The organism is Halopenitus persicus (genome assembly GCF_900107205.1).
Classification (GTDB): Archaea; Halobacteriota; Halobacteria; order Halobacteriales; family Haloferacaceae; genus Halopenitus; species Halopenitus persicus.
In genome coordinates this window covers 115,665-136,502 of the sequence record NZ_FNPC01000001.1, presented here as the reverse complement: position 1 = coordinate 136,502, position 20,838 = coordinate 115,665, and the positions used below count along the sequence as shown (strand labels likewise).

Here is a 20,838-nt window from a genome sequence, read left to right as displayed (position 1 = left end):
GCCGCCGCCGACGGGCGGCCACCCCAAGGATTAATTCGCGTCCTCCCCGTATTCGGGGTATGAGTGAGGACGTACCGGAGTCGCTGGAGACCGCCGCGGACGCCGACCGTCCCCGCGGCATTCTGACCCCGTCGGACCGCGATTTCCTCCTCGGTCGCAAGACCGACTACACCGAGCACTCGAAGAAGCAGAAGCGAAACCGCATTCGTCGGCGGGTTCGCAACGCGGTCATCGACTTCTCGATCCTCTTCGAACACCTCGAACAGCGCGACCGGGAGACGGTCTTCGATCCCAAAGACGAGGACCGGGCGGCGTTCACCCAGGGGGTGATCGACATGCTCGCGTTCCTCCATCTGGGGTCGATGGGCTATCACACGCCGTTCAAGGAGATGCTCGCCGAGGGTGTCGGGAAGGCCGAACAGCGGCTCGCCGGCTCGGATTACCGGATGGTCAACGTCGAGTTCAACGTCGATCCGGTCGGTCAGATCGACGTCGACGAGGTGATCGAGAAGATCGAAAACGACGAATTCGCCCAGCTCACCGACGAGGAGCTCCGAGCCTTCGTCCGGCTGCTCTCGATGTCCGAGGAGTTCTCGCCGAGCGAGACCCGCGAGGCGATCAAGGACAACGTCGGCGAGTTCGTGCGGAAGGTCAACGAGAGCGAGGCCGAGCGCGAGCGCGCCGTCGAGGAACTGACGAACCGGCCCTGAGTCGACGGTTCCGTCCCGAGTCCCCGACGACCCTGAATCGACGATCCCGTCCTGAACCGACGGTCCCCTACCGAAACGGCCGAACCGTCGGACCAACACCGCCGATCGGAGTCCGGACCCGTCCCCGGTCGTCGTTCGATTTCTCCGTGGATCCCGTTCGCTCGCGAACCGGTTCCCGTTCGCGGAGTGTCTACACAATTCGTGGATACCACTAACAGATATAGGGAAACGTTTATGTCATAAACATACGATCTGTTGGGTATGCCATCACTCGACACGATGGATGAACGGGGCCGAACGCGGTGCGGCGAACCGCCGTATCGCGGGATGAAACGGACCGGACGGTTCGAATCCGGGGGTGAGGGACGATGAGCGACGTCGACGGGACCGGCGAGCCCGACGGCGCGGTCGGCCGGTTCCTCGAGGAGCTGGACCCGGTCGTGTTCCTGTTCGGCGCGGGACTGACGCTCGGACTGATCCTGTTGTACTTCTTCGATCCGGGTCTCGTGCAGCGGGGCATCGCGGCCGGGGAAACGGTGATGTACTCGTACCTCAACTGGGCACTGCTGGTCATCGTCTTCCTCGTCGTCACCTTCCTCGTGTACCTGATCCTCGGGCCGTGGGGTCGGCTCAGATTCGGCGACGAACCGCCGGAGTACAGCTTCTTCTCCTTCTTCGCGATGTTGTATTCGGCCGGCTTCGCCGCCGGCGTCGTCTTCTGGGGGCCAACCGAGGCCCTGTTCTACTACGCGGATCCCTCGCCGCTGTTCGACGTGGAGGCGGGGACCGCGGAGGCGATGACGATCGCCGTCCAGCAGACGCTGTTCCACTGGGCGGTCCCCCAGCTCGCCGTGTTCACGATCATGGGGATCGGGATCGGCTACTACGCGTACAACTACGATGACGTCCCGCTGCGGGTCTCCTCGGCGTTGACGCCGCTTCTGGGGCGGAAGAACCTCGACGGCCCGATCGCGAAGGTCGTCGACGTGATGGCGGTGTTCGCGACGATCGGCGGGGTGGCGACGTCGCTGGGCTTCATCGGCAGCCAGTTCATCGAGGGGCTCCGATACCAGTGGGGGATCGACCTGGGCACGACCGGGATCATCCTCGTGGTGACCGCGATGACGCTCGCGTTCACGGTCTCGATGGTGCTCGGGGTCGACCGGGGCATCCGGCGGCTCTCGAACTTCAACATGATCCTGTTCGTGATCCTGATGGTCGCGACCCTGATCGTGGGGCCGACGGCGTTCCTCGTGCTGATGGGCACGCAGGCGCTCGGCGGAATGTTCAACGACTTCGTCGCGATGAGCCTCTTCACCGGCGCCGGCGTCGACGGCGGCACCACGTGGATGAACTCCTGGACGGTCTTCTACTGGGCGTGGGCGCTCTCGTGGTCCCCGTTCGCCGGCCTGTTCATCGCGCGGATCTCGAAGGGCCGGACCGTCCGCGAGGTGGCGTTCACCGGCATCGCCGCGACCTCGGCGGCCTCCATCCCGTGGTTCATCTTCGTCGGCGGCACCGCCGTCTGGAGCCACCACAACGGGATCGCCGACTTCGGCGCGGTCATCGCGGGCGACGCCGGGGCCGAGGTCTCCGGATTCATCCTCTTCGAGACGTTCCCGCTGGGGACCGTCTTCATCCTCGCCTTCATGATACTGGTGACCACCTTCTTCATCACCTCCGCGGACTCCTCGACGCTTGCCGTCTCGATGATGACGACCGGCGGCAAGGCCCAACCCTCGAACATCAACCGGGTCTTCTGGGGCGTCCTCCTCGGGATGATGGCCGCGATCCTGATGACGCTCGGCGGCGTGAACGCGCTGCAGTCGGCGGCGATCATCACCGGCACGCCGTTCGCGTTCGTCTGCCTGTTCACGATGATCGGCCTCATCCGGGAGTTCGTCTCGGACGGGAGCCGGGTGCTGTTACACGAGGACAGCTGGCTGTTCGGCTCCGGACCCGAGAACGAACCGTCCGCGGCCGAGCTGAGCGACGACGACTGACGTCGGCGGCTGCGGAACTCCAACGGGCGACGATGACCGGGCGACGATCGATCGTCGCCATCGGCCGCCGCCATCGACCGCCCGTTCCGGGCAGTCGTGGGTCGAGCGCGGTTCGATCGATACTAACATTTAATGTATACGGTATACACTATTTGTGTATGGATAGGGATACCGCCGAGCCCGACGCGGACGCGCTGCCGGGGCCGAACGCCGAGCGCTGGGTGCGCTTCCACGGGGAGCACGCGGCGCCCAGCGAGTACTCCCACGAGTTCGTCTGGGACGTCACCGCGGAGGCCGACGGGCCGTTCGTGACCGACGTCGACGGGAACGTCCTGCTGGATTTCACCTGCCACATCGGGGCGGCGCCGCTGGGGTACAACAACGAGAAGGTCCTCGGAAAGCTCCGGGAGTTCGACCTCGTCGAGCCGATGAAGATCGCCGGTCAGGACATGTACTTCGGGTCGGGGCCGGACCCCGAGAACGCGCCGTTCCCCGGGTCGAGCCACCTGATGGAGCAACTGACGGCGGTCTCGAGCCAGTATGGAATGGACACGGTCTTCCTCTCGAACTCGGGCGCGGAGGCGGTCGAGAACGCGATGAAGATCACTCACGACGCCGCGCCGGCGGCGAAATACGGCTACGCGTTCGCCGGCAGCTTCCACGGGCGAACGCTCGGCACGCTCTCGGTCACCCGGTCGAAGGACGTCTACACCCGGCACTACCCGGAGATCGCCGGCATCCGAACGGTCCCGTTCTGCGACGACCGCGGCTGCTCGGCGGCGACCTGCGAGTGCGGATTCTTCACCGACGGGGGCGCGGGCTCGCAGCTCCGGAGCGCGCTCGCGCCGGAGGGCGGCCACGTCGACCCCGCCGAGATCGCGTTCCTGATCCTCGAGCCGATCCAGGGCGTCGGCGGCTATCGGTTCCCCAGCGAGGAGTTCATGGCCGAGGTCGGCGCGGTTAGCGACGAGTACGACATCCCGCTGGTGGTCGACGAGATCCAGTCGGGGATCGGCCGGACCGGCGAGATGTGGGCCATCGACCACTATCCCGTCGAACCCGACGTCATCGCGAGCGCGAAGGCGCTGCGCGTGGGCGCGACGATCTCCCGGTCGGACCTCTTCCCGAGCGAGAAGAACCGCCTCGGCTCCACGTTCGGCGGCGGCGACGTGCTCGCCTCGATGATGGGCTCGTTCACCCTCGAGGCGATCGCGGAACACGACCTGCTCGCGAACGCGACCGAACGCGGCCGGCAGGCGCAGGAGCTGCTCGGCGACGACGCGCCCGACTCCGTCGTGGACGTCCGCGGGAAGGGCCTGATGCTCGCCGTGGAGTTCGACACCGCCGACCGCCGCGATGCCGTGGTCGCCGAGGCGCTCGAACGCGGGCTGCTCACGCTCGGCTGCGGGAAGAAGACGATCCGGCTGCTCCCCCCGCTGGACGCGACCGAACGCGAGATCGAGCTCGGCGTCTCCATCTTCCTCGACGCCGTCGAAGCCGCAGGGACGACCGCGGCGGCCGCGTAGGGAGCCGTCCGCCGGCGACGGCGTCAGGTCCGCCCGCCGATGAACGCCTGATATTTATAAGAGGGTCCGCCTTTCTTCGGCGTCCATTTATAAGTGGATTCCAACAAATATAAACGGATTATAAACGGATCCGCATTCAGGCTCGCGCTATATGTCGCAGTAATTGACGCGGCCGACGACGGATTCGGGGCAGCGTAGAGTCGGTCTCCGCCGAGCCGAACCGTAACTCACCTGCCCTGTCAACCTACGCGACCTGTTCGCTGTTCCGGAACGTGACCGTCGTGTCGTCCGACTCCACGGTCGTTTGAATCGTTATCCAGCCGTCGTTCCGATCGACCTTCCGTGCGCCCTGGAACGAGAGCTCGACGCGCTCGGTCGTCGTGTGGGACGCGCCGGCCTCGAGCGTGCCGACGTCAACGGTCCCCTCCCAGACGACGTCGTTCGGGTCGGCGTTGTCCTCGCCGGCGAAGATCCGGATGTACGTGGTGATCCCGGTCGCGGTCTCGTCCTGCTCGTTGTACAGCGTCGCGGTGACGTCCCGACAGGTCGTCCCGCACTCCTCGGTCTCGTCGATCGTGAACGAGAACGGCTCCGTGTCGGGGGACGTCGTCGTCGTCGACCCGTCGTTACTCCCGGATTCCTCCGCGGTGGAGGGCTCCTCCGTGGGGAACTCCTCGATGGATTCGCCCGAACCACCGCCGGGAGCGGGGCCGACGCCGGTATATGCCATCGCGCCGATCGCGACGGCCAGAGCGAGCACGACGAGTCCGACGGCGATGCCGTGTTTTCGGTTCATTCTGGGCTCACGCTCCGGGTTCTATTCGGCCTCGTAGTCGACGGTGATCCCGTCGGGAACGGGCTGCAGGAGGTACTCGCCGGTTCGGCCACGGCGGACCGGAGTGAAGTCGGCGGTGAAGACCGTGCGGGTGTCCGCTCGGATCTCGAACTCCTCGTTGAAGGTGAGCGGCGCCTCGCCCGGAACCTCGACGGTGGCCGAATCGCCCCCCTCAAGCGTCGCGTCGACGCCGTCGGTGTCCAGCTGGAGGTACTCGTAGGTCGCGACGTCGAGTTCGCGCTCGTCGACCAACTGTGTGTTGTCATTCTGCAAGTCGACGAGATCAGCTTCCTGCGGCTCCTCGAACTCGTAGTACTCGCGGCCGGACTCCTCGTCCGCGTCGTCCGATTCCTCGGATTCGGCGTCCTCCGTTCCGGCGTCCTCTGTACCGGCGTCCTCTGTACCGGCGTCACTGGAACCGAGCCACATCCCGACGATGGTAACGACGCACGACTCGAAGTCCGCGATGTCGCCCGGCTGGTCGGTGACCTGCGCCGCGAGCGTCCCCGTTTCGCCACCGCCGCCGCCGAGACAGCCCGCGAACCCGATCGTTCCGGCCGTCGCCGCGCCCGTGAGATACGTCCGTCTGTTCATTGGTAAATCAGTCATGGTATGTTCAGTAGTTATCTTATATGAGGGGATGAAGCGCTATGCCGTCTCCTCGGCGGCGTCATCATCGTCGTTCTCGGCGGCGTCACTATTGGCGTCACCATCGCCGCTCTCGGTAGCATCGTCAGCGTTCCCGTCGGCCGCATCGTCACCCGACAGCAGGTCACCCAACGAGTCGCCGAGCCCATCGATCGAGCCGTTTCGGAACGAATCGATGGCGTCGTGGATCTCACTCACTCGGTCGGGAACCTGTTCGGGCAGGCCGCCGCTCGGCCCGACGCCGTCCGCGTTGTCAGCGCGTTCGTCGGCGTTCCCCGCGCGCTCGTCGGTCACGTTCTCACCATCGTCGTCGCGTTCCTCAGCGTCGGCCGCCGTCTCGTTCTCGTCGCCTGCCGTCTCAGTCGGCGTGGCAGCGTCAGCTGCCGCCCCGTTCGATGCGTTGGCCGCGTGCTGATCCGCCGCGTCGGCCGGACTGGCGGCACCGACCGCCGCCACGCCGCCGATCAGGAACATCGCCGCGATCGCGATCGTGATGGGTCGTTTCGCGTTCATTGCACTCGCCGCTCGGACGGCTATCCACATAAGGGGGTGAAGACGTGAACCCGATTTCAGGCGGTTGCGGGACCTTTCACGCCGAATTAAGCCGAATTATCGCGGATAAATCGGCGTCGTCCCGTCCGTCCCCATCGCCGGCGGTCACCCCAGCGACTGGGTCGTCACGCGCGGGCCCAGCCTTCGATCGACCCGGGATCACTGCTCCCAGAAGTCCGTACACGACACCAGCTCCGCCACCGCTCGGGGTTCGGGACGAACGCCCTCCGGCCCCACGACGACGGTCGCGAGCGGATCGCGGTGCTCCGCCTCGCGCCACGTGATCGGTCCGGAGACCGACCCCGCCTCGACCGTCGCCCGGTACTCCCCGAGTCGCCGGTCGAACTCGCCGAGCGTCGGCCGTTCGTCGGGAGTCACCGACTGACTCGCCTCGAGGACGACCTCGTCGGTCGGTCGGTACGTGACCTGCACGTCGACCGAGACCGATTCGTCGAACCGGCTCTCGACCGACAGCGGATGCGGACCCATCGAGGGAGTCGCCTCGGCCAACGTCAATCGCATAGTCGAGTTCCGATCATCGATCGTGGCTCGGTAATACCTGTCGCCGTTCTCGCCCCCGGGTTCCAGGTACGACGCCTCGGGATCGAGCACGTGCGGGAGGGAGAGTTCCCCGTCGGTTTCGTACGCGCCCTCCGCGAGCGCGGTCTCGACCTCCCGACGCACCGGCTCCGGGAGCTCCCCGATGCCGATCACCAGGCGGGGACACCGGTCGTACGTGTCGGGGGCCGGTTGGCCGTCGGGGGTTCCGGATGCGGTGGCGGTTCCGGATGCGGTGGGAGTTCCGGTTTCCGGATCGGTCGTATCCGGGTCGGACGTTTCCGAACCGCCGGTTTTCGGACCGGCGAGACAGCCACCGACCCCGCCCGAAAGCGCGAGCGTCGCGGCCGCGAGCACCGATCGTCGGCGCATGGGTCGTGTCGTGGATCGACTGATAAGGTCTTTCTGGCTGGTTGATACTCGTTAGAACTGCGAACTGCGAACCGGGGCCGACTCCGGGCTCTCGACTGCGGACCCTCGGCGAGCGGCTCGCGACTACTGACTCTGGGCGAGCGGCTCGCGGTCGATCAGCGACTCCTCCGCCACCTCGACTGCATCCAGCGACGCGAGCGCGTCGAGGACCTCACGCAGGTGTTCGGGGCCGCTCCCTTCGATGCCGACCGTCACGGGAACGCGGTTGGGGTGGTCGATCGCGCTCCGATCGTCGCGCTCGAGACCGTCCAGCTCGGCGCCGTGGGACTCGATCGTCTCGGCGACGTCGGCGATCGCGGCGGGCCAGCCGTCGACGTGGAGGCGCGCCTCGGCGTAGCGGCCCAGCTCGATCAGGCCGGTCCGCGTCAGTTCGGCGTGTTCGGTGAGGTTGACGTTCCCGCCCGAGACCACCGCGGCGACGTGCTCGTCGGTCACGTCGAGGGCGTCCGAGAGCAGCGCGGCCACCGGGGCGGCGCCGGCGGCCTCCGCGACCGTCTTGGCCCGCTCGGCCAGCAGGGTGACGGCGACCGCGAGCTCGCGGTCGGAGACGGCGACCACGTCGTCGACCCGGTCGCGAAGGACCGCCCACGTTCGCTCGAGGAGCCGGGTGTCGGCGATCCCCTCCGCGACCGTGTCGACGTCCGGCAGCTCGTGGATCGCGTCGCGCTCCAGGGAGGGCTTGGCGTGGAGCGCCCCCTCCGGCTGGACGCCGATCACGCGGACGTCCTCGTCGAGGGCCGCCGGCAGCGCGGTGGCGATCCCGGAGATCAGCCCTCCGCCGCCGATCGAGACGAGGACAGTGTCGACGTCGGGCAGCTGCTCGGCGATCTCCAGGCCGACCGTGCCCTGGCCCGCCATGATCGCGGCGTCGTCGAAGGGATGGACGAAGGTCCGACCGGTCTCCTCGGCGCGCTCGAGGGCGTGCTCGTAGGAGCGCTCGTAGATGTCGCCCTCGACGATCACCGTCGCGCCGTACCCGCGCGTCGCCTCGATCTTGGAGGCGGGCGTCACCTCGGGAACGACGATCTCCGCGTCGATCCCCAGCAACTCGCCCGCGAGCGCGACGCCCTGCGCGTGGTTGCCCGCGCTGGCGGCGATGACGCCCGCCTCGCGCTCGGCGGCGGACAGCTGGGCCATCGCGTTGTACGCGCCGCGGATCTTGAACGAGCCGGTGCGCTGGACGTTCTCCAGCTTGAGCCCGACCGACGCCGCGCCGCTGGCCTCGGCGAGCGTGGTCGAACCGTCGAGCGGCGTCCGGTGAACGACGTCGGCGATCCGGTCGTGGGCCTCGCGAACGTCCTCGGGGGTGAGGACGTCCGCGGCGGAACGGTCGACGTCCGAAGCGGAGCGGTCGGCTCCGGGGTCGGAATCGTCCGGTTCGGCGGCGGAGGGGTCCCCCTCGGTCATCGATCGCCTCCCGTTCCGGTCGGCGAGCCTCCGCCGTTCCGGCCGACGATCGTCCCGCCGCTCCGGTCGGCGATCGTCCCGCCGTCCGCGAACGCGTTCCCGCCCGCGGCCGTGTCCGTGCTCGCGAACGCGGCCTCGACCCCGCGGATCGCCGCCGTCAGCACGTCGGCCCCGATCCGGAGGCTGCGTTCGTCGACGTCGAAGGTCGGCGTGTGGTGGCCGGTCGGATGATCCGTCCCGACGATCAGGTAGGACGCGAGTCCGCCGTTCTCCTGGACGCGCTCCATCAGGAACGTCGCGTCCTCGCTCGCGCCGAAGTCGGCGGTCGGCACGACGTCGGTCACGCCCTCGACCCCGCGGGCCACGCTCGCGACGTGGTCGACCAGCTCGGGGTCGCTGTCGGCCCGCGGCGACTCGCTGATGACGTCGACGTCGACCGTGCAGCCGTGCATCGAGGCGGCGCTGCGGAGGGTCCGCTTCAGGCGACCCTTTATGTACTCCATCAGCTCCGTCGTCTCCCCGCGGGCCTCGGCCTCGAGGTGCGCGTGGTCGGCGATCACGTTGCTCGCCGTTCCCGACTCGGCCCGTCCGATGTTGACGCGGGTCATCCCGTCGGCGTGGCGGGGGATCGCGTAGGCGTTCTGAATCGCGGTCCCGAGCGCCTGCATCGCGTTGTCGCCCTCGTTTGGCGTCTTGCCGGCGTGGGTCGAGGTCCCCTCGATCGTCGCGTCGACGTGGCACATCGCCAGCGGGCGCTCGATGCCCGCCACGACGCGCCCGGTCGGGTGGTCCAGCCCGACGTGGACCGCGAAGAGGTACTCGAGGTCATCGATGTAGCTGCTCTCGGCCATCGGGTGCCCGCCCCCGCCGGCCTCCTCGGCGGGCTGGAAGAAGACGACGAGCCGGCCGGCGAAGTCGCTCGCCTTGATCGCCTCGATGGCGGCGAGCCCCCAGGTCATGTGCGCGTCGTGCCCGCAGGCGTGCATCGTGCCCTCGATCTCCGAGCGGAATCCCTCGGCGACCGGGTTGTGGGCCGCGTCCGTTGACTCCTCGATGAACAGGCCGTCGATGTCGACCCGGAGGCCGACCGCGGGGCCGTCGCCGCACTCCAGCACCGCGACGCAGCCGGTGACGCCGCCGGCGGTCCTCTCGAGGATCTCCTCGTCCGCGCCGCGGTCCCGAGCGCGGTCGGCCCACTCCGCGATCGATTCCTCCTCGGGCACGGCCATCCGGTCGTCGGGGTCGTAGGCCTCGCGGCCGATCGCGAGCTCGTCGACGCCGATGTCGCGGAGCTCCTCGACGAGCCGGTGTGTCGTGTAGAACTCCCGCCAGGCCGGTTCCGGATGCCGGTGGAACCCCCGGCGCAGCGAGACGAGTCGCTCGGTGGCTTGGGTGGACATGGGCACCCCTACCACGCGGACGAACTTAAGAATACACAGTTCCCGTTGACGAAGGATACATAAAAGGATAAGTCGCCTCCCGCGGGATCGATCCGTACCCGACCCAACACCATGACCGAACAACCGGACGTCGTCGTGCTCCGCGAGGGGACCGAGGGACTGTCGATGGAATCGTACGCCGAGGCGATCCGCGAGCGCCTGCCCGACCGCACGGTCGCGCTCGCGCGGACCCCGGCCGAGGAGCGGGACCTGATCACCGACGCCCGCGTCGTGACGGGGATCTCGATCGACGAGGATCTGCTCGACCGGGCGGACCGGCTGGAGCTGTTCGCGTGCACCTTCGCCGGGACGGACCACGTCCCGATGGCCGCGCTCGGCGAGCACGGCGTGGCCGTGACGAACGCCGGCGGGATCCACGCGCCCGGCATCGCCGAGCAGGCGATCGCCAACATGCTCGTGTTCGCCCGCCGCCTCCACGAGGGATGGCGCCGGAAGTCGAACGGCGAGTGGCGCCACTTCCAGTCCCACGAGTTCACCGACAGCACGGTGACGATCGTCGGACTGGGCTCGATCGGACAGGCGGTCGTCCAGCGCCTGCAGGGCTTCGAGGTCGAGACGATCGGCGTCCGCTACACGCCCTCGAAGGGCGGCCCGACCGACGAGGTCGTCGGCTTCGAAAACGAGGCGATCCACGACGCGTTCTCCCGGAGCGACTACGTCGTGATCGCCTGCCCGCTCAACGACCTCACGCGCGGGCTGGTCGGCGCCGAGGAACTCGCCACGCTGCCGCCGAACGCGGTCGTCGTCAACGCCGCCCGCGGCGGCATCGTCGACACCGACGCGCTCGTCTCGGCGCTGCAGTCGAGCGGGATCCGCGGGGCCGCCCTCGACGTCACCGAGCCGGAGCCGCTGCCGCCCGAGCACGTCCTCTGGGACCTGGAGAACTGCCTCATCACGCCCCACACCGGCGGCCACACGCCGAAACACTGGGACCGGCTCGCGGACATCCTGGCCCGCAACGTCGCGGCCCTCGAGACCGGCGACGACCTCGAGAACCGCGTGCGAACGCCGGATCCGGAATAGGACGTCGGACCCGGAATAGAACGCCGACGCGCTCGCTCACCCGCTCCGATGTGGACTGCGGTGGGCGCGGGCCGCGACCGCCGCGACCGCTGCGGGGTTTTTATTTGGCCCGCTCCGATCGACGAGCGTGCGGACCTTCAGAACGCTTCCCGCCGACCGGCCGGATCCGGACACCCTGCCCGACTGGTGCGACGTCGACGTCCGGTCGATCCCGGCGGTTCCGGAGTGGTGCATCGAGACCTTCACCGATCCCGGGGACGCCGTGATCGACCCGTTTGCGGGCTTCGGCACCACGATCGCCGCCGCCGACCGACTCGGCAGGGCCGGCTACGGCATCGAGCGCGACCCGCGCCGCGTCGCGTACGTCCGCGAGCGCGTCGACCATCCCCGTCGCGTCGTGGTCGGAGACGCCCGCGAGGGCCGGTCGGCATTTATAAGTGATGCGACGGGGGATCAGGAAGAGTTTATAAGCAGCGACGGAAGCGAGCGGAAACCGCATATAAATGCTGACGACGATGAGGAGGATCACGAGGGCGGCGACGTCGATCCGCCGGCGTTCGACCTCTGTTGTACCGCGCCGCCGTTCATGCTCGACTGGATGGACACCGACCCCTTCGAAGGCTACGAGTCCGCCGGCTCCTACGGCGCCTATCTGGCCGACGCGACCGCGGCCTTCGAGGCGGTCGCGGACCTGCTTGCGCCCGAGGGTATCGCGGTCGTCGAGGTCTCGAACGTCCGGTTCGGACCGGGCGTGAGCACCCTCGCGTGGGACCTCGCGGACGCGATCGACGACGCGGCCGGGCTCCGGTTTCGGACCGAGATCGTCCTCGGGTTCGAGGACGGCGACATCGGGTTCGAGGACGACGCCAGCGGTGACGATGGAGACCGGATGGTCGACGCGGCCGGCGACGACCGGACGTGGGGTCCCGAGACCGGACGCTACGGCTACGGCTACGACCACTGCTACTGTCTCGTCTTCGACCACGTGTCGTGACCGAGTGCTGAGGGGCCGCGTCGGTTTAAATAGTAGTTGAGATCGGCCTTCTCAATTCATACGGCAGCCTGGCGTAGTTCATAAATAGTATGATGATGTAGTCTCGGATGGAACAATGGCACGAATTACCGGCTCCTACCCGGATGACCTCGACCTCCTCATTGAGGGTGCTGTCGAGGCTGGTGTGTTCGGGGGCAAGAGCGATGCGTTGCGCGAGTTCGTGCGTGAATACTTCGAGGACCACGAGAACGAACGTATTGCAGCTGCGGTCGCCCTCTACGAACGCGAGCGGATCACGCTCGGTGATGCTGCGAGACTCGCTGCCGTCGACCGCTGGACGATGCGTGACATCCTCCGTGAGCACGGTGTTGAACTTCGCCTCGGGCTCGTTGACGAGGATGACGCAGCCTACGAGGTAGAGGCAGCACGCGAGCTCGAATTCGATGATGAAGACTCGTCTGATGGGGAGTCACGTGCTAAATGACAGGTAACGATCTCCCAGCGAACCCGAGCGTCTTGAACACGACTGTCCTCTCGAATTTTGCGTACATCGATCAGCTGTGGGTAGTTGCTGACCTCTCCGGAATCTGTACGGTACCAGTCGTTCGTGAGGAGCTCGAACACGGCGTTGATAACCACCCATATCTCCAGGAAGCACTCGATACGCTTGATGGCGAAATCCCAGTCGCGACGATTTCGGATACTGTCGCAAACAGAGAAGCCGTTGTTGGTGGGCATCTCGATCCCGGGGAAGCACAGGCGTTCGCCCTCGCCGACGCACACGACGGTCGACTGCTAACTGACGACGGAGATGCCCGATCGTTTGCGAAAGACCAAGGCGTGACCGTTGTCGGGTCGGTTGGGGTTTTGTTGGCTGCAATCGATGCTGGGAAAATCGATGAAGCGACTGCTGATGAGTGGCTATCGACGTGGATCGATGAGGTTAGCTACTACGTCCCGTATCGAACGATTTCGGAGTATCGATGACGGGCTTGCTCGGGGTTCGAAACGCCTGATTAGCGCCTATGAATCGTTAAGACCGCTGTCGTCTCCACATCCACGATTTATAAGCGACGACCGTCGGGGGGCCATCGATCACCGTCCGGCGAGATCGATCGGTCGCCGCCAGCGATCCCTCAGTCGTCGGCCGGCGAGGCCGCGGCGCCGTCGTCGGTTCCGAGGTCGGCCGCGATCGGCTCGATCCGGTCGTCGGGGAGCGTTCCGTCCTCGCGGAGCCCGCGCGCCTCGTAGTACTCCTGGATCGCGTCCTCCAGATCCGGGATCTCGTAGGGGAGGTCGTCGGCGTCGGCGGCCATCCCGCGGCGGTTGTTGAAGTGGCGCTCGCGCTCGATCGTCCGCGCGCCGACCGCGAGCAGCTCCTCGTAGTCGGTCTCCAGCAGCGCGGCGAGGCGCTCGTCGGTGATGTGGCCGCTCGCGAAGGCGCAGACGATCGCCGAGTCCCGTATCGCGTTGCGGTTCTCGTGTTCGACGAGGAGCTCGGCCTTGCCGAGCGTCCCCTCGGGGTCGATCTCGCCGGCGTACTCGGGGGAGAGCAGCCCGCCGTACATGTGGTCGGCGCCGCGGTTCGCGACCGCGTACGAGAGGCCCTGCCCGTGGAGCACGCGGCCGTCGTGGGCGGCGAACTCCATCCCCTTGACCGTGTAGTCGTCGACGCCGAGCTGCTCGTGGACGCGGTGGACGCCCTCGGCGAGGTCGTCGCCGATCCCCTCGCGGTGGGCGATCTGCTCGGTCAGCTCGCGGGCGAGCTCGGCGTTCCCGAACTCGTCCTCGCTGGCGAGGTAGGCCGCGACCGTGACGCCCGCGGAGATGGTGTCCAGCCCGAGCCGGTCACAGAGCTCGTTGGCCCGCATCACGTCGACGATGTCGCCGACGCCCTGGCTCGATCCGAACGCGTAGACCGTCTCGAACTCCGGTCCCTCCGTCTCGACCCCCGTCTCCTCGTCGCGGGTCGGGAGCTTGCAGGCGTACGCGCACTGCGAGCAGGCGCCCTTCTTGTACTTCTTCTCCTCGACGGCGTCCCCGCCGATGCCGGCCGCGGACTCGAACTCGTACTCCGAGAAGTAGCGCGTCGGCAGCGAGAAGTTCTCGTTGATGAACTCCGTGTTGCCGGTGGTCCCCTGCCGCCGCATCAGGTCGTCGGAGGTGGCGGCCTCCCGGTGGATCTCCATCTCGGGAGGGTCGGGGATCTCGATCTCGGGCGCCGAGTCGCCCTCGAAGGTGACCGCCTTGAGGTTCTTCGCACCGAGGACGGCACCGAGCCCGCCGCGCCCGAACGCCCGGGAGTCGAAGGTCATCACTGATGCGAACCGGACCAGGTTCTCGCCGGCCGGGCCGATGGCGATGCAGTTCTCCGGGCCCAGGTCCCGCGTCTCGGCGACGTGGTCGGAGACCTCGGGCACCGTGGCGCCGGCGAGTTCCGGCACCGGCTCGAACTCGACACCCTCGTCGGTGACGTGGGCGATCAGGAGCTCGTCGCTCGCTCCGGTCACCTCGAGCGCCGAGATCCCCGTGCCGGCGAACTCCCGGGAGAGGTAGCCGCCGGCGTTCGTCGAGACCAGCCCGTCGGTCAGCGGCGACAGGCCGGTCATCGAGAGCCGCCCGGTGAAGGAGGTGGTCGACAGCTGGAGCGGGCCGGTCGCCAGGTACGCGCGGTTCTCCGGCCCGAACGGGTCGGCGTCGAACGGGATGCGGTCGTGCGCGAGCGCGGTCGCGACGCCGCGGCCGCCGATGAACGCCTCGAGGACGTCGTCGATCGGCGTTCGAGTCGCCGACCGCTCGGTCAGGTCGATCGTGAGCAGGGGGCCCTCCGCGTGAAGCATGGGTGTACCCTCGGTGGAGACGCCCAAATAGCCTTCCCCTCCCGCGGTGGAACTCCCAGCGCGCGAGCCGTCGCCCCCGGCCGAGGCTCAGTCCTCGCCGCGAGCCGCCGCCACGAGGCGGTCGATCATCCCCGAGTCGGCGTGGCGGTGGGCGTAGGTCCCGACCGTTCGGTGGACGGTCAGCCCGTCGTGGTCGCCGTCGATCCCCTCGCCGCGCCGGACGTCGAAGGCGAACCGGGCGTCCGTGTCGGGATCGACGGCGGCGTCGACGCCGGCGCTTTCCGCCCCGTCGAGAGTCGACTGCCCGCCGTCCCCGGCACCCGTGCCCCCGTCATCCGCACCCGCACTCCCGAGCGCGTGCGAGGAGTAGTGGAACTCGTGGCCGCGATGCGTCTCCCCCGCGGTCGCCGCCGGCGTGTCGCGTCGTGCCCGGAGCTCGACGTGGTCGAGCGCCTGGTAGCGGTCGCGCATTCGGACCGCGCCCGGCAGCACGCCGGCCATCTCGTGGGTGTCGCCCGCCGTCGTGGTGAGCGACCCCGAGAGCGCCATCAGGCCGCCGCACTCGCCGAGGATCGGGAGGCCCTCCGCCGCCCGATCGGCGATCGTCGACAGGGCGGGCGAGTCCGCGAGCGCCTCGGCGTGCAGCTCCGGGTACCCGCCGGGAAGGTAGACCGCGTCGCAGTCGGGGAGGTCATCGCCCGCGACCGGCGCGAAGAGCTCGACGGTCGCCAGGGCCGCGAGCCGCTCGCGAACCGCCGGGTAAACGAACCGGAACGCGGCGTCCTCGGCGACCGCGACCGTGGGCTGAGCGTCGTGAGGTAGTTCCGTGACCCGGTCCGAACTCGACGCGGCGGGTCGTGCCGGCGGTCTGGCGACGTCTCGAAGCGCCGCGACGTCGATCGCCTCGGCGGCGTCCGTGAGCGTCTCCGGATCGATCGGCGCCTCGTCCCCCATCCGGAGCCCCAGGTGGCGGTCCGGGATCTCGAGCCCCTCGGTCGGCGGGATCCGGCCAAGGAAGGCGATCCCGTCGGGGAGCGACTCCCGAATCCCCTCGGCGTGTCGTCCGCCGTGAGCGCGTTGGGCGATGACCCCGACGACGTCGAGCGACGGCGGATCGCCATCGAAGGACGTTCGAACGTCCTCGGGAAGGGGCGTGTGCGCCGCGTACTCGCGGAACCCGAGGGCGGTCGCGCCGACGCTTTGCATCCCCGCGCTCGCGTCGACGACCAGGACGACCGGGAGGGAAAGCGCAGCCGCGGTCGCGGCGGTCGAGGTCACGCTGCCGTCGTACAGCCCCATCATCCCCTCTATCACGGCGAAATCGCCCGCGGACCGGGCGAGCGACCGGCGAACCCCGTCGATCCCCTGCATCCAGGTGTCGAGGGTCCGCGACGGAGTCCCCGTCACTGCGGCGTGGTGGCTCGGGTCGATGAAGTCCGGTCCAGCCTTCGCAGCGACCGGCTCGTGGCCGGCGTCGTCGAGAGCGCGCAGGACCGCGAGGGTCGCGACCGTCTTGCCGACCCCCGAGGCGGTCCCGGCGAGGACGATCCCTCGATCGGGACCGTCGGCGGCCGTGGTGACGCGATCGTTCATATGGGTGAGTTCGGCCGAGCTGGGTTGACGGTTGCGGTCGGCCGGGCCGGGTTGCGGTCGGCTGAGCTGGGTTGCGGTCGGCTGAGCTGGGTTGCGGTCGGCCGGGCTGGGTTGCGGTCGGCGGAACAGGGGAGCTGGAACGGTCGGGTCGAACGGGACGGATCGAGATCCCCACCGCCTTGGTGTGTGAATCCGACACGAACGTTTATTGAACTCAGCGTGATAGCTCCGGTGTGATTCCGAACGAAACCGGAGGTGTGGCCGGGAAATGACCCTTCACGAGCGCATCGAGGCGTTCCGCGAACTCCTCGAGAAGTGGCTACACGGGCTCTACCACGGAATGATCGAGCATCCGTCCTTCGAGAAGATCGAGAAGGAGGCCGAGGACGCGGCGGACGTGTTCATGTTCGCCTGTTTCGCCGACGCCTTCGGCATCCCCAGCCCCGTCTCCTACTACACGGCGGAGCTGCTGCCGTACCTCACCGACGAGTTCGTCGCCTGGGAGCGGCGGATGTGGGACCGCCAGTCGCTGATCGAGCGCAAGGGCCAACAGTACCACTTCTAATGCGCAAGTTCGTCTTCTTCGGCGGCAAGGGCGGCGTCGGCAAGACGACCGTCTCGAGCGCCTACGGACTGCGATGTGCGCGTGACGGGCTCGACACCCTCCTCGTGTCCACCGATCCGGCACACAGCACCTCCGACGTCTTCGACCAGCGGTTCGGCGACGAGCCGGAGTCGGTCGCTGGCCACGAGAACCTGCACGCGATGGAGATCGACCCCGACGCCGAGATCGAGCGCCATATGGCGGAGATCCGGTCGGCAATGAGCGACCAGGTGAGCCCGGCGATCGTCAACGAGATCGACCGCCAGATCGAGCTCGCCCACCGGACGCCGGGCGCTTACGAGGCGGCGCTGTTCGACCGGTTCATCGACGTGATGCGAAACAGCGAGGCGTACGACCGGGTGATCTTCGACACCTCGCCGACGGGCGGAACCCTCCGGCTGCTGGCGCTGCCGGAGTTCCTCGAGTCGTGGATCGACCGGCTGATGGCCAAGCGGCGCGAGAGCGTCGACCTCTTCGAGAAGGCCGCGATCGGCGACGCGGAGGCCCGCGAGAAGCTCGCGAACGACCCGATCATCGAGCGGCTGACCGACCGCAAGGAGACCTTCGAGTTCGCGGGACGCGTCCTCCGCGAGGAGGCCGCCTTCTACCTCGTGTTGAACCCCGACGACCTCTCGATCGAGGAGTCCCGCCGCGCGATCGCGGACCTCTCGGAGGCCGGGCTCGGCGTCGGCGGGCTGATCGTCAACAAGGTGGCGCCGGAACCCGACCCGGACGAGACGGGGATCGGGGCGACGTACCTTCGAGAACGTCACCAAACCGATCGACGGCGACTCGAACGGATCCGCGAGGAGTTCGACGAGCCGGTCGTCGCGGTCCTCCAACAGCGCGTCTCCGAGATCAAGGGCGATCTCCTCGCCGAGATCGCCGACGAGATCGGGATCGAGACGGCGCCCGACTCCTCGGCCGCGGGAGACTGACCTCGCCCTGGGATCGTTCGATCGTGTCGGAGTGCTTCGGTCATCTGTGGTCGTCGATGTTCGGTCACTGTCCACCCTTCACACGTGTAAGTAGTTCACAGATACCATAATCATTAAGTAATTTTTCTCATAATCCTTGAAGGAGGATACAATGGTCCAAGTACTGTGGCTCATTCTGGCGTCGATCGTAACGTTCACCGTCGGCTACCTCGCGTATTCGAGGTATCTGGCGCGGTTCGTGGAGCTGGACGACGACCGTGAGACGCCGGCACATAAATACGACGACGGACAGGAATACGTCCCGTCGAAGAAGCCGGTTCTGCTCGGGCATCACTTCTCGAGCATCGCCGGCGGGGCGCCGATCGTCGGCCCGATCACCGCCGGGGCCATCTGGGGGTGGCTTCCGGCGCTGGCGTGGGTGGCGATCGGGAATCCCCTGATGGGCGCCGTCCACGACTTCGTCTCGCTGTCGAGTTCGGTCCGGCACGAGGGGAAGTCGATCGGCTACATCATGGGCGAGTACGTCGGCGAGCAGGGCAAAAACATGCTCCTGTGGTTCGCCTTCCTGACGATCATCCTCGTCGTGGGCGTGTTCGCGCTCGTGGTCGGGATCGTCCTGAACGCGTACCCGCAGGCGGCGACCGCCAGCGTCATCTACATCGCGCTGGCGATCGTCTTCGGAATCTACCTGTACCAGATGGACGGTCCGCTCATTCCGGGGACGGTCGTCTTCGTCGCCGGCGTGTTCGCGGGCGTCTGGGTCGGGATCCAGTACCCGATCGCGCTCTTCGAGCTGGCCGAGGGGTCCCATCCGGCCGGCACGATCGTCCTGCTCGGCGGCACCGGATCGTGGATCCCCGGCGCCGGAACCGCGGCGCTCAACGGGAACGCCGCCGCGTGGGTCCCCGTGATACTGCTGTACGCCGCGATCGCGAGCGCGCTCCCGGTGTGGGTGCTATTGCAGCCCCGTGATTACCTCTCGTCGTTCCTGCTGTACGCGGGCGTCGGCGGGGCGCTTCTCGCGATCATCGTCGGGACCCTGCTCGGCACGTCGGCGGAGCCCCTGGTGGTCGCCGACAGCATCAACGCCTTCGAGGGCTTCTTCGGCGTCGACTCGGTGGCGCCGTATCCGCTGTTCCCCCTGTTGTTCGTCACGATCGCCTGCGGGACGATCAGCGGGTTCCACTCGCTGGTCTCCTCGGGCACGACGGCCAAGCAGCTGAACAAGGAGAGCGACGCGCGGCTCATCGGCTACGGCGGGATGCTCGCGGAGGGACTGCTCGCGACGACGGCGATGGCGACCCTCGCCATCGCGGGCGGCGCGAGCGCGGCCGCCGGCGGCGGCATCGGCGGCGCGCTCCCGAACTTCGCGGCCGGCGGCGGCGCGATCCTGACGAGCTTCGGCATTCCGACGGCTTACGGCGGACCGTTTATGGCCCTCGTGCTCGTGAGCTTCCTGCTCACCTCCACCGACACGGCCGCCCGGCTCGGTCGGTATATGATGGAGGAGATCGTCGGTACGCAGGGCAGCGGCACCGAGACGGGCCTCTCGGGCGGCATCGGGTCGTTCGCGCGCGGACGGTACACCAACCCGGTGCTCCAGTGTGGGATCGCGTACGTGCTCGTCATCTCCGGCGAGTGGGCGACCCTGTGGGCGCTGTTCGGCGGCGCGAACCAGCTGCTGGCCGCGCTCGCGCTGTTGACCGCGACCGTCTGGATCGCCAACTGGGACCGCTCCAAGCAGCTGATCAGCACCGGCGTGCCGATGGCGATCATGGTGACGATCACCGTTCTCGGGCTGGTCTGGATCACCGTCTACGAGAACCTCCTCGTGAATCTCGTGCAGGGCGGCGCCGAGGGGATCGGGTCGATGCTCTCCGCCGGGGTCCAGATCGTCCTCGGACTCGTGTTGATCTTCCTCGCCCTGTCGCTGGTTCGGATCGGCTACGGGAACATCAGCGACGCGCGAAGCGGGGGCGGGCCGGACGTCCAGCCGGGCGACGACTAGCCCACCACTCGGTTACCCCGCAACCGTTCGATCACGGGCCGACGACGCCCGCTATCTTTTCAACCACGACGTGATCCGGGAGCGGAGGCCGTCGGACTCCGGCGCCGTCCGCGGCTCGCGGTCCCAGAAGGCGAACGCCTCGACGACGTCGGCGAGCTCGCTCGCGACGGCCGCCTCCCGGTCGGGCGCGACCACCGCGAGGTTCACCTCGTAATGGCCGTAGTAGCCGAACGCCAACAGCGTCCGGTCCCGGAACCCCCCGACGAACGAGCGAACGTCGTCGGTGATCTCGGGAACGACGACGACGAAGGTGAACTCGGTGGCCTGGTGGGTCTCGTCGGGGTCGATCCAGTCGGCCGCCAGCTCGTGGCCGAGGTCGACGAACCGGTCGAGCGTCGAGGGAGTGAGCCGGTCCTGCCGGCGCGCGAAGACGTGCTCCTCGGTCTCGTGGTTGGCCCAGTTGATCGACCGGTGGAGAAACTGCTTCTGGCTCTCCATCGCCAGGTGGCCGTACAGATCGAAGCGTTCGCCGCGGACCGCTCGGTCGGTCTCGAGGTCGTAGCTGTGTCGCAACCGGTCCGCGACGCGCCGGAGATACTCGTCGGCCACCTGCGGGCGATCCGGATCGTCGTCGACCGCCGCCGGCGCGTCCGGAGCCGTCTCGGGATCGCTCATCGTGTCGACCCCTCGCGTGGCCGCCGTAAACC

19 protein-coding genes are annotated in these 20,838 nt (G+C 67.9%); 10 read left to right on the top strand and 9 right to left on the bottom strand.

Annotated elements, in window-relative coordinates; all coding sequences use genetic code 11:
• The first annotated feature begins 59 nt into the window (after positions 1–59).
• From BLV25_RS00740 to BLV25_RS00730, 3 genes are all read left to right on the top strand, one after another.
• Positions 60–710, top strand: a complete 651-nt coding sequence (locus BLV25_RS00740; RefSeq protein ID WP_021073596.1) for a hypothetical protein — start codon at positions 60–62, stop codon at positions 708–710.
• Between the two features lie 368 nt (positions 711–1,078).
• Positions 1,079–2,713, top strand: a complete 1,635-nt coding sequence (locus tag BLV25_RS00735) for a BCCT family transporter (protein WP_021073598.1) — start codon at positions 1,079–1,081, stop codon at positions 2,711–2,713.
• Between the two features lie 158 nt (positions 2,714–2,871).
• Positions 2,872–4,239: an aminotransferase class III-fold pyridoxal phosphate-dependent enzyme gene (locus BLV25_RS00730; protein ID WP_092730267.1), complete on the top strand. Its 1,368-nt coding sequence runs from the start codon at positions 2,872–2,874 to the stop codon at positions 4,237–4,239.
• A gap of 244 nt (positions 4,240–4,483) precedes the next feature.
• On the opposite strand, the gene BLV25_RS00725 is transcribed toward BLV25_RS00730, so the two are convergent.
• The 6 genes from BLV25_RS00725 to BLV25_RS00700 all read right to left on the bottom strand — a co-directional run bounded on the left by BLV25_RS00725 (position 4,484) and on the right by BLV25_RS00700 (position 10,071).
• The gene (locus BLV25_RS00725) at positions 4,484–5,035 is read right to left on the bottom strand and encodes a hypothetical protein (protein WP_021073600.1); all 552 of its coding nucleotides are present in this window, start codon (positions 5,033–5,035) and stop codon (positions 4,484–4,486) included.
• Between the two features lie 21 nt (positions 5,036–5,056).
• Entirely contained in the window at positions 5,057–5,668 is a 612-nt protein-coding gene (locus tag BLV25_RS00720) for a DUF4382 domain-containing protein (protein ID WP_256335615.1), read from the bottom strand.
• A gap of 54 nt (positions 5,669–5,722) precedes the next feature.
• Positions 5,723–6,235, bottom strand: a complete 513-nt coding sequence (locus BLV25_RS00715; protein ID WP_092730263.1) for a hypothetical protein — start codon at positions 6,233–6,235, stop codon at positions 5,723–5,725.
• A 198-nt stretch (positions 6,236–6,433) separates the two neighbouring features.
• Positions 6,434–7,204 (bottom strand): hypothetical protein, encoded by a 771-nt coding sequence (locus BLV25_RS00710; RefSeq protein ID WP_092730261.1) that lies wholly within the window; start codon positions 7,202–7,204, stop codon positions 6,434–6,436.
• Positions 7,205–7,327: 123 nt separating this feature from the next.
• Positions 7,328–8,671 carry a threonine ammonia-lyase gene (gene ilvA / locus BLV25_RS00705; protein ID WP_092730259.1) on the bottom strand — a complete coding sequence of 448 codons (1,344 nt, stop codon included), beginning with the start codon at positions 8,669–8,671 and terminating at the stop codon, positions 7,328–7,330.
• On the bottom strand, positions 8,668–10,071 hold the full coding sequence (locus BLV25_RS00700) for an amidohydrolase (protein WP_092730257.1): 1,404 nt from the start codon (positions 10,069–10,071) through the stop codon (positions 8,668–8,670). The genes ilvA and BLV25_RS00700 overlap by 4 nt, the downstream gene beginning before the upstream one ends.
• A gap of 111 nt (positions 10,072–10,182) precedes the next feature.
• Between BLV25_RS00700 and BLV25_RS00695 the strand changes: the two genes are divergently transcribed.
• The 4 genes from BLV25_RS00695 to BLV25_RS00680 all read left to right on the top strand — a co-directional run bounded on the left by BLV25_RS00695 (position 10,183) and on the right by BLV25_RS00680 (position 13,135).
• Entirely contained in the window at positions 10,183–11,154 is a 972-nt protein-coding gene (locus BLV25_RS00695) for an NAD(P)-dependent oxidoreductase (RefSeq protein ID WP_092730255.1), read from the top strand.
• 127 nt (positions 11,155–11,281) lie between these two features.
• Complete coding sequence (locus BLV25_RS17185; protein ID WP_092730253.1) at positions 11,282–12,148, top strand: DNA methyltransferase; 867 nt, start codon at positions 11,282–11,284, stop codon at positions 12,146–12,148.
• A gap of 115 nt (positions 12,149–12,263) precedes the next feature.
• Positions 12,264–12,632 carry a UPF0175 family protein gene (locus BLV25_RS00685; protein WP_092730251.1) on the top strand — a complete coding sequence of 123 codons (369 nt, stop codon included), beginning with the start codon at positions 12,264–12,266 and terminating at the stop codon, positions 12,630–12,632.
• Positions 12,629–13,135: a twitching motility protein PilT gene (locus BLV25_RS00680; protein ID WP_092730249.1), complete on the top strand. Its 507-nt coding sequence runs from the start codon at positions 12,629–12,631 to the stop codon at positions 13,133–13,135. Before BLV25_RS00685 ends, BLV25_RS00680 begins: the two co-directional genes overlap by 4 nt.
• A gap of 149 nt (positions 13,136–13,284) precedes the next feature.
• Here BLV25_RS00680 and BLV25_RS00675 read toward each other — a convergent pair whose 3' ends face one another.
• Together BLV25_RS00675 and BLV25_RS00670 are read right to left on the bottom strand one after the other, a co-directional pair.
• The gene (locus tag BLV25_RS00675; RefSeq protein ID WP_092730247.1) at positions 13,285–14,988 is read right to left on the bottom strand and encodes an aldehyde ferredoxin oxidoreductase family protein; all 1,704 of its coding nucleotides are present in this window, start codon (positions 14,986–14,988) and stop codon (positions 13,285–13,287) included.
• 87 nt (positions 14,989–15,075) lie between these two features.
• Entirely contained in the window at positions 15,076–16,581 is a 1,506-nt protein-coding gene (locus tag BLV25_RS00670; RefSeq protein WP_092730245.1) for a cobyrinate a,c-diamide synthase, read from the bottom strand.
• A 268-nt stretch (positions 16,582–16,849) separates the two neighbouring features.
• Between BLV25_RS00670 and BLV25_RS00665 the strand changes: the two genes are divergently transcribed.
• The 3 genes from BLV25_RS00665 (at position 16,850) to BLV25_RS00655 (ending at position 20,131) form a co-directional block, all read left to right on the top strand.
• Complete coding sequence (locus tag BLV25_RS00665; protein WP_092730243.1) at positions 16,850–17,146, top strand: hypothetical protein; 297 nt, start codon at positions 16,850–16,852, stop codon at positions 17,144–17,146.
• On the top strand, positions 17,146–18,123 hold the full coding sequence (locus BLV25_RS00660) for an ArsA family ATPase (protein ID WP_092730241.1): 978 nt from the start codon (positions 17,146–17,148) through the stop codon (positions 18,121–18,123). The genes BLV25_RS00665 and BLV25_RS00660 overlap by 1 nt, the downstream gene beginning before the upstream one ends.
• 151 nt (positions 18,124–18,274) lie before the next feature.
• Positions 18,275–20,131, top strand: coding sequence for a carbon starvation CstA family protein (locus tag BLV25_RS00655; RefSeq protein WP_092730239.1), 1,857 nt, complete (start codon positions 18,275–18,277; stop codon positions 20,129–20,131).
• Positions 20,132–20,182: 51 nt separating this feature from the next.
• Here BLV25_RS00655 and BLV25_RS00650 read toward each other — a convergent pair whose 3' ends face one another.
• The gene (locus tag BLV25_RS00650) at positions 20,183–20,806 is read right to left on the bottom strand and encodes a hypothetical protein (RefSeq protein ID WP_092730237.1); all 624 of its coding nucleotides are present in this window, start codon (positions 20,804–20,806) and stop codon (positions 20,183–20,185) included.
• Between the last annotated feature and the right edge of the window lie 32 nt (positions 20,807–20,838).

What these genes read in the sequence shown, in the direction of transcription:
- BLV25_RS00730 (WP_092730267.1), top strand. Translation starts at nt 2,872, where the DNA reads ATGGATAGGGATACCGCCGAGCCCGACGCGGACGCGCTGCCGGGGCCG.
- BLV25_RS00660 (WP_092730241.1), top strand. Translation starts at nt 17,146, where the DNA reads ATGCGCAAGTTCGTCTTCTTCGGCGGCAAGGGCGGCGTCGGCAAGACG.
- BLV25_RS00720 (WP_256335615.1), bottom strand. Translation starts at nt 5,668, where the DNA reads ATGAACAGACGGACGTATCTCACGGGCGCGGCGACGGCCGGAACGATC.
- BLV25_RS00700 (WP_092730257.1), bottom strand. Translation starts at nt 10,071, where the DNA reads ATGTCCACCCAAGCCACCGAGCGACTCGTCTCGCTGCGCCGGGGGTTC.
- BLV25_RS00685 (WP_092730251.1), top strand. Translation starts at nt 12,264, where the DNA reads ATGGCACGAATTACCGGCTCCTACCCGGATGACCTCGACCTCCTCATT.
- BLV25_RS00655 (WP_092730239.1), top strand. Translation starts at nt 18,275, where the DNA reads ATGGTCCAAGTACTGTGGCTCATTCTGGCGTCGATCGTAACGTTCACC.
- BLV25_RS00650 (WP_092730237.1), bottom strand. Translation starts at nt 20,806, where the DNA reads ATGAGCGATCCCGAGACGGCTCCGGACGCGCCGGCGGCGGTCGACGAC.
- BLV25_RS00675 (WP_092730247.1), bottom strand. Translation starts at nt 14,988, where the DNA reads ATGCTTCACGCGGAGGGCCCCCTGCTCACGATCGACCTGACCGAGCGG.
- BLV25_RS00735 (WP_021073598.1), top strand. Translation starts at nt 1,079, where the DNA reads ATGAGCGACGTCGACGGGACCGGCGAGCCCGACGGCGCGGTCGGCCGG.
- BLV25_RS00725 (WP_021073600.1), bottom strand. Translation starts at nt 5,035, where the DNA reads ATGAACCGAAAACACGGCATCGCCGTCGGACTCGTCGTGCTCGCTCTG.
- BLV25_RS00670 (WP_092730245.1), bottom strand. Translation starts at nt 16,581, where the DNA reads ATGAACGATCGCGTCACCACGGCCGCCGACGGTCCCGATCGAGGGATC.
- BLV25_RS00710 (WP_092730261.1), bottom strand. Translation starts at nt 7,204, where the DNA reads ATGCGCCGACGATCGGTGCTCGCGGCCGCGACGCTCGCGCTTTCGGGC.
- BLV25_RS00665 (WP_092730243.1), top strand. Translation starts at nt 16,850, where the DNA reads ATGACCCTTCACGAGCGCATCGAGGCGTTCCGCGAACTCCTCGAGAAG.
- BLV25_RS00740 (WP_021073596.1), top strand. Translation starts at nt 60, where the DNA reads ATGAGTGAGGACGTACCGGAGTCGCTGGAGACCGCCGCGGACGCCGAC.
- BLV25_RS00715 (WP_092730263.1), bottom strand. Translation starts at nt 6,235, where the DNA reads ATGAACGCGAAACGACCCATCACGATCGCGATCGCGGCGATGTTCCTG.
- ilvA (WP_092730259.1), bottom strand. Translation starts at nt 8,671, where the DNA reads ATGACCGAGGGGGACCCCTCCGCCGCCGAACCGGACGATTCCGACCCC.
- BLV25_RS00695 (WP_092730255.1), top strand. Translation starts at nt 10,183, where the DNA reads ATGACCGAACAACCGGACGTCGTCGTGCTCCGCGAGGGGACCGAGGGA.
- BLV25_RS00680 (WP_092730249.1), top strand. Translation starts at nt 12,629, where the DNA reads ATGACAGGTAACGATCTCCCAGCGAACCCGAGCGTCTTGAACACGACT.